The following is a 6624-nucleotide window of genomic DNA, read 5'->3' as shown; positions in this document are numbered from 1 at the left end:
CTATTGAACCGCGCGACAGACCCGACCACGGAACGGACGCACGGATGCTTCCCCAGGAACTGATTCGCAAGAAGCGCGACGGCGCACGCCTGGACGCGGCGGAGATCGGCGCCTTCGTGCGCGGCATCACCGACGGCTCCGTCACCGAAGGGCAGGCGGCGGCCTTCGCCATGGCCGTCTTCTTCCGCGGCATGACGCTGGAGGAACGGGTGGCCCTGACGCTGGCCATGCGGGATTCCGGGACGGTGATGCGCTGGGACCATCTGGACCTGCCCGGCCCGGTGGTCGACAAGCATTCGACCGGCGGCGTCGGCGACAAGGTCAGCCTGATCCTCGCCCCGGCGCTGGCCGCCTGCGGCGGTTTCGTGCCGATGGTCTCGGGCCGCGGGCTGGGCCACACCGGCGGCACGCTCGACAAATTCGAAAGCATCCCCGGCTACCGCGCCAAGCCCGACCGGGCGACGCTGGAGCGGGTGGTGAAGGAGGTCGGCTGCGCGGTGATCGGCGCCACCGACGACATCGCGCCCGCCGACCGCCGGCTCTACGCCATCCGCGACGTGACGGCGACGGTGGAGACCATCGACCTCATCACCGCCTCCATCCTGTCGAAGAAGCTGGCGGCCGGGCTGGACGCGCTGGTGATGGACGTGAAGTTCGGCTCCGGCGCCTTCCTGCCCGACATCGCCAAGGCGCGGGAGCTGGCCGAAAGCCTCGTCACCGTGGCCGAGGGCGCCGGGCTGCCCACCGTCGCCCTGCTGACCGACATGAACGAGGTGCTGGGCCGGACCGCCGGCAACGCGCTGGAAATGCGGGAGTGCATCGACATCCTGCGCGGCGGCACGGCCGACTCCCGGCTCTACGAGGTCACCGCCGCCCAGGCTGCCGAGCTGCTGGTGCTGGCCGGGCTGGCCCACGACACTGCCGAAGGACGCGCCCGCTTCGACCAGGCGATGGCGAGCGGGCAGGCCGCCGAGCGCTTCGCCCGCATGGTCCACGCGCTGGGCGGCCCGGCGGACCTGCTGGACGCGCCGGACCGCCATCTGGACGCCGCCCCCGTCGTCCAGCCGGTCTTCGCCGAGCGGGCCGGCGTGGTTGCGGCCATCGACGTGCGGGCGGTCGGCATCGCCGTGGTGGCCCTGGGCGGCGGGCGGACCAAGACGACCGATCCCATCGACTTCGCGGTCGGACTCGCCGACGTGGCCGGGCTGGGCGCTTCGGTGGGACCGTCCGGACGCCCCCTCGCCGTCGTCCACGCCCGCAGCGCGGCGCAGGCGGAAGAGGCGGCGGCGTTGCTCCGCCGGGCCTTCACCGTGGCCGACACCGCCCCGCCGGCCGGGCCGCTGATCGCCGACCGCATTCGGCTTTAAGGGCTGGAGTCACGCGGCGCGGCGTCCAACCTCGGCCTGTCGCGCCCGCACCGGCCCCACCAGAGCCTCCGCGGCGAGGCGGCCCGAGATGACGCAGGCCTCCACCCCCGGGCCGGGAAAGACCCCGCCGCCGGCCAGCACCAGGCCGGGCACCGGCGACTTGGTGGGAAGCGCCGGATCGGTGCCGTAGATCGCCCCCTCCGTCGTGTGGGTGTAGCGGGCGAAGGTGGCGGCGCTGGCCTCCTGCCGGTGCAGGATGTGGCGCTCCAGATCCGGGATCACGGCCGCGGCGGCGGCGATCATGGCGTCACCCTCCCGCGTCTTTCGTGCGCGGTAGCCGGGGGCGGAGCGGTCCCAGGCGCCGCCCGCCGGGTCGAGCCGCATCAGCGTCAGCGAGGCGCAGCCCGGCGGCGCCAGAGTTGCGTCATGGGCGGAGGGCAGGGCCAGCGCCATCCCTGCATCCTTTAGGAAAGTCATCGCCGGCAGATCGGGAAGGACGTCCAGAGCCAGCGTGACCAGGAAGGCGGAGGTCGTGGGACGCAACGCCCGGTATCGCTCCACGAAGCCGGCGGGCAGATGCTCCTTCCCCACCAGCTCCAGCAGGGTCCGCCGGGCGTCGGCGTTGGAGATCACCGCGGCGGCGGCGATGCGCTCCCCGTCCATGGTCTCGACGCCGGCGACCTTGCCGCCCTCGACCAGGATGCGGCGGACGGGGGTGCGCAGCCGGACCTCGCCGCCCTTGGCGCGGATCGCTTCGACCAGCGCGTCGGCCAGCCGCTGCGACCCGCCCTCCGGGTAGGCGCCGCCGTCGAAGAAGTACCCGAAGATCGGCGCCATCTGGGTGGCGCTCAGCCGCTCCGGCTGGTCGGACAGATAGCCGGTCAGGCTGGACAGCAGGGCGCGGGCTCCGGAATCAGGCACATAGTGTTCCAGCATCTCCAGAAAGCCGCGGTCCTGCCAGCGGAAGGCCTGCGGGCACTCCAGCGGGTAGGCGCGCATCGCCGCGACGTTACGCGGGATGTGGGGAAGGCCGGTCTCGGCACAGCCGCGGTAGAGGTCGCGGTGGACGCCGCGCATCTCCTCCAGGAAGGCGGCGGCCCCGGCGGCGCTGCCGAGATGCTCCCGCGCGATCAAGGCGGCCAGGCCCGCGGCGTCGCCGGGCAGCGGCTCAAGAACACCGCTTCGGACGATGCCGCGGGTCACCGGGTGCCAGGGCACGCGGTCCGCCACGCCCACCGTGCGCAGCAGATGCCCGACCGGGCCGTCGGGACGGGTGCCGCTGACGTCATGCACCCCGGCGTCGAAGGTGAAACGCCCCACCGTCCCGTCGCGCAGCCGTACCCTGCGCTCCCAGGAGGAGCAGTAGCCGCCCGGCCGGTCGTGCGCCTCCAGGACGGTGACGCGGACCCCGGCCTCCGCCAGCAGGGCCGCCGCGGTCAGCCCGCCGATGCCGGCGCCCACGACGACGACACCGTCCTTCGCCGTTTCCTGCCCAAGGACGACGGGCGCGGGCCAAGGGTGAGGCTCCCGCTCGGCCAGACGGCGGGCAAGGATCGGGGCAATGACCCGCTCCGGCAGGAAACGGCAGGCAGCGGCTTTCACCTTGGTGGCGAGTGTGGCATTGAGCGAGGCTATGGTCGGCATGGCGGACCCTTTGGGGTGGTGACGCCCGCCAGACTGTCCAAAGCGTCGGGCGGGGCCAGCGCCGATCCGCGAAAGGCCGGTTCCGCTTCGCCAATCGCCCGCACGTCGATTCACGAAGCGGGAAACGCCGGTGCCTTTTCCGGGCGATGTGGCGCGGGCCAGATCTGCGGTTGCGGCATTGGGCAGCGTCATGGTTGCTCAGATACTGTGCAATCATGACCCAAGCCGCCGCTCTTGCCGCCGCCGAAAACAACGATGACACCCGCCGCGCCATCGGCTGCTTCGTGCTGGCCATCTTCCTGTTCGCGGGCATGGACACGCTCATCAAATATCTGAGCAGCGGCTATCCGGTGGCGCAGCTCATGTTCGCGCGGTCGGTGGTGGCGCTGGTGCTGGTCGGCGGCATTTCGGTGGCGCGCGGCGGCTGGGGCGGGATGCGCACGCGGCGGCCCGTCGCCCACGTCTTCCGCTCGCTCGCCGGGCTGCTGTCGATGGGCTGTTTCTTCTACGCCTTCCGGCATCTGCCGCTGGCCGAGGTCTATGTGCTGAGCTTCGCCGGGCCGCTGTTCATCACGGCGCTGTCGATGCCGCTGCTCGGCGAGCCGGTGGGCTGGCGGCGCTGGGCGGCGGTGCTGGTCGGCTTCGGCGGGGTGGTGGTGATGGCCCGCCCGGAGGCCGATGCGCCGCTCCTGCCGATTCTCGTCGGCGTGGCCGCGGCCTTCTTCTACGCGCTGGCGATGATCGCGGTGCGCGGCCTGTCGCGGACGGAGAGCAACACGGCCATCGTCGTCTATCTGCTGCTGACCACCACGGTGGTGAGCGGCGTGGCGGCGATCCCCGACTGGGTGCAGCCGGGCGGGTTCGACCTCGGGCTGATGCTTCTGGTCGGCACGCTGGGCGGGGCGGCGCAGGTGCTGATGACCCAGGCCTTCCGCCTGGGGCGCGCCGCGGTGGTGGCGCCCTTTGAGTATACGGGGATGATCTGGGCGACCCTGCTCGGCTTCCTGGTCTTCGGCGACGTGCCGACTCCCACGGTCCTGGCCGGTGCGGGGATCATCATCGCCAGCGGGCTCTACATCCTCTATCGGGAAACGCGGCGCCGCGGCGGCTGACGGGTCAGGCGGCGGCGGAAAGCGCCAGCACGCTCCCGACAACGCGCGGGGAGTCCGTCAGGGCGACGATCCGGCTGCGCTCCAGGACGCGCCGGATCCGCGGCGGATGATTCTCGAAGGCGATGGCGCCGCCGCGGTCAAGTACCGCATCGCGGAGCGCCAGCAGAATGCCGATGCCGCAGGAATCGAGGAATTCGACCCGCCCCAGGTCGACGCACAGCGTCAGGGCCCGCGCGTCCGCGACGCGGCGGAGCAGGGGCGTCAGACAGGGCAGGGCCGCGTGGTCGACCCGCCCCGACAGGAGGGCGCGTAGCCCGCATCCGCCCTGAGCCGTGGCGAAGGGGTGAAGGGTGACGGTGCTGTGCGACGGGATGGGCCGCATGCTTCTAGGAGACTTTCCAGTTGGAACTGCGGTCCGGCGCGGGCCGGGGTGGTGGAAGGAACCACGGGAAGCGCGACTCTGCGGTGTCTGTTGCGTTGCGAAATTGTGAAATGGCGGCGGACCGTCGCTTGACAGCCGGGCGTCGGGCTCACACTGTGCATACGAACGGCTGGGGTGCCTGCCGCAAGGCGGGCTGAGACCACACCCATCGAACCTGATCTGGGTCATGCCAGCGAAGGGAGCCAAGCGTTCGAGGCTGTGCCGCCGCTACACCCCTGGCCTCCTCGTCCTCGCGCGGTTCTTCGCCGGGCAGGAGGAGACACATTGATGCGGCGCTTCCTTTCCATCCTCACGGCAACAGTCTTTTCGGCGTCCCTCCTGTCCGGTGCGGCGCGGGCGGGCGAGGCCTCGGTCCCCGTGCTGGTGCCGCTGACCGGCTTCCTGTCGCTGGAGGGGACGAGCCAGCGCAACGGCGCCGTCCTGGCGCTGAAGGACGCGCCCGCGGGCGTGGCGGTGCGGTCGGAGGTGATCGACACCGGCACCTCGCCGGAGGCCGCGGTCACGGCGCTGGAACGCGCGGCGGGCGGCAAGGTCACCGCGGTGGCGGCCAGCATGCTGGGCACGCAGATGCTGGCGATGCTGCCGCTGGCCCAGGATTACGGCATTCCGCTGGTCACCGTGTCGGGCACGGCGAGCATCACCGAGCAGGGCAATCCCTGGGTCTTCCGCTTCTTCCCCGGCGATGCCGTGACCAAGGAGGCCCACGCCCGCTATGTGACGGAGGAGTTGGGCAAGAAGCGTCCGGCCGTGATCTATCAGACGACGGCCTACGGGCAGAGCGGCAAGGCCCATCTGGAGCAGGCCTTCAAGACGCTCGGTGTCGAGCCGGTGTTCGAGGAGGGGGTGGACCCCGCCGCCAAGGATCTGCTGCCGGTCCTGACCAAGGCGCTGGCCGCCAAGCCCGACGTGCTGGTGCTGCATCTCCATTCCGGTCCGACCGCCCTGTTCATCCGGCAGGCGGCGGCCAACGGGGTGGCCGTGCCCATCGTCGCCGGCTCCGCCATGCACCAGCCGAGCACCGCGGCGCTTCTGGAGCCGGCCGAGCTGAAGGGCGTCTGCGCCGAGACGGCGGCCTCGCCGGTCTCCGGCGGCAGCCCGGAGGTGGAGGCCTTCACCGCCGCCTACCGCGCCGCCTTCAACGCGGAGCCCGACGCCTTCGCGCTCGGCCAGTATGACGGCATCCGCATGGTGCTGGCGGCGGTGCAGGGCGGTGCCGACAGCGCGGAAGCCGTCCGCAGGGCCCTGTCCTCCGGGACCCATCAGGGCCTCGCCATGACCTACAAGTCGGACGGCAAGGGCAACATGGCGCATTCCGCCGTGATCGTCTGCTACGACGGCGCCTCGCGCGTGCCGGCGATCGCCAAGCGCTACGACAACGTGACCGGCGTGGTGACCGGGATGGTGAAGTGAGCACGCCTTGATCACCCTGCAGCTTCTCGTCAACGGCCTGGCCCTGGGTGCGGCCTACGCGCTGGTCGCGCTGGGCTTCGTGCTGGTGCTGAACGCCACCGCGGCGGTGAATTTCGCGCAGGGCGATCTCGTGATGGCCGGCGGGCTGCTCGGCGTGGCGCTGGCGCCCTATCTACCAGGCTATCTGCCGCTGCCCGGGCTTCTCCTGCTGCCGGTGGTGCTGCTGCTGATGGCCGGGCTGGGTCTTGTGCTGGCAGCGGCGGCCTATCTGCCGCTGCGCCGCCGCCCGCCGGTGGCGGTCTTCATCAGCACCATCGCGGCGGGCATCATCCTGCAGAACGGCGCCTCCGTCCTGTTCGGGCCGGAGCCGCGGGCGGCCCCGCCGCTGCTGGGTGGCGGGGCGCTGGACATTGGCGGGTTGGTGGTGGCGGAGCAGTCGCTGGCGATCATCGCCGTCGCCGCTCTGCTGATCGCCGGGCAGCAATGGCTGTTCGGGCGGACCCAGCTCGGCCGCCGCTTGCGCGCCACGGCGCAGGACCCGGAGATGGCGCGGGCCTGCGGCGTGCCGGTGACGGCGATGATCCTGATCACCTTCGCGCTGGGCACGGCCTTTGCCGGGGCGGCGGGGCTGTTGCTCGCCAACCGCTAC

General features: G+C 71.8%; 6 protein-coding genes and 1 riboswitch. Of the genes, 4 read left to right on the top strand and 2 right to left on the bottom strand.

Annotated features, from left to right (window positions below; all coding sequences use genetic code 11):
• Positions 1–1367: thymidine phosphorylase (deoA, locus tag GBZ26_RS25360; protein WP_345772071.1), on the top strand; the 1367-nt coding region annotated here is incomplete at its 5' end.
• A gap of 9 nt (positions 1368–1376) precedes the next feature.
• Here the strand turns inward: deoA and GBZ26_RS25355 are convergent.
• Positions 1377–3011 (bottom strand): phytoene desaturase family protein, encoded by a 1635-nt coding sequence (locus tag GBZ26_RS25355; protein WP_246653576.1) that lies wholly within the window; start codon positions 3009–3011, stop codon positions 1377–1379.
• Between the two features lie 215 nt (positions 3012–3226).
• Between GBZ26_RS25355 and GBZ26_RS25350 the strand changes: the two genes are divergently transcribed.
• Complete coding sequence (locus tag GBZ26_RS25350; protein WP_174441214.1) at positions 3227–4123, top strand: DMT family transporter; 897 nt, start codon at positions 3227–3229, stop codon at positions 4121–4123.
• Positions 4124–4127: 4 nt separating this feature from the next.
• On the opposite strand, the gene GBZ26_RS25345 is transcribed toward GBZ26_RS25350, so the two are convergent.
• A complete protein-coding gene (locus GBZ26_RS25345; protein ID WP_174441213.1) occupies positions 4128–4505 on the bottom strand; it encodes an STAS domain-containing protein in 378 nt (125 codons plus the stop codon).
• Between the two features lie 160 nt (positions 4506–4665).
• A riboswitch (TPP riboswitch) is annotated at positions 4666–4763 on the top strand.
• 69 nt (positions 4764–4832) lie between these two features.
• On the opposite strand from GBZ26_RS25345, the gene GBZ26_RS25340 reads away from it, so the two are divergent.
• On the top strand, positions 4833–5975 hold the full coding sequence (locus tag GBZ26_RS25340) for an ABC transporter substrate-binding protein (RefSeq protein ID WP_174441212.1): 1143 nt from the start codon (positions 4833–4835) through the stop codon (positions 5973–5975).
• A 7-nt stretch (positions 5976–5982) separates the two neighbouring features.
• On the top strand, positions 5983–6624 hold a 642-nt coding region (locus tag GBZ26_RS25335; RefSeq protein WP_174441211.1), incomplete at its 3' end, for a branched-chain amino acid ABC transporter permease.

Source organism: Azospirillum formosense, assembly GCF_013340925.1.
Taxonomy (GTDB): domain Bacteria; phylum Pseudomonadota; class Alphaproteobacteria; order Azospirillales; family Azospirillaceae; genus Azospirillum; species Azospirillum formosense.
This window is presented reverse-complemented; position numbering and strand designations above follow the sequence as displayed.

Excerpts from the sequence above, each read along its gene's own strand:
- GBZ26_RS25355 (WP_246653576.1), bottom strand. The coding sequence starts at position 3,011 with ATGCCGACCATAGCCTCGCTCAATGCCACACTCGCCACCAAGGTGAAA.
- GBZ26_RS25350 (WP_174441214.1), top strand. The coding sequence starts at position 3,227 with ATGACCCAAGCCGCCGCTCTTGCCGCCGCCGAAAACAACGATGACACC.
- GBZ26_RS25345 (WP_174441213.1), bottom strand. The coding sequence starts at position 4,505 with ATGCGGCCCATCCCGTCGCACAGCACCGTCACCCTTCACCCCTTCGCC.
- GBZ26_RS25340 (WP_174441212.1), top strand. The coding sequence starts at position 4,833 with ATGCGGCGCTTCCTTTCCATCCTCACGGCAACAGTCTTTTCGGCGTCC.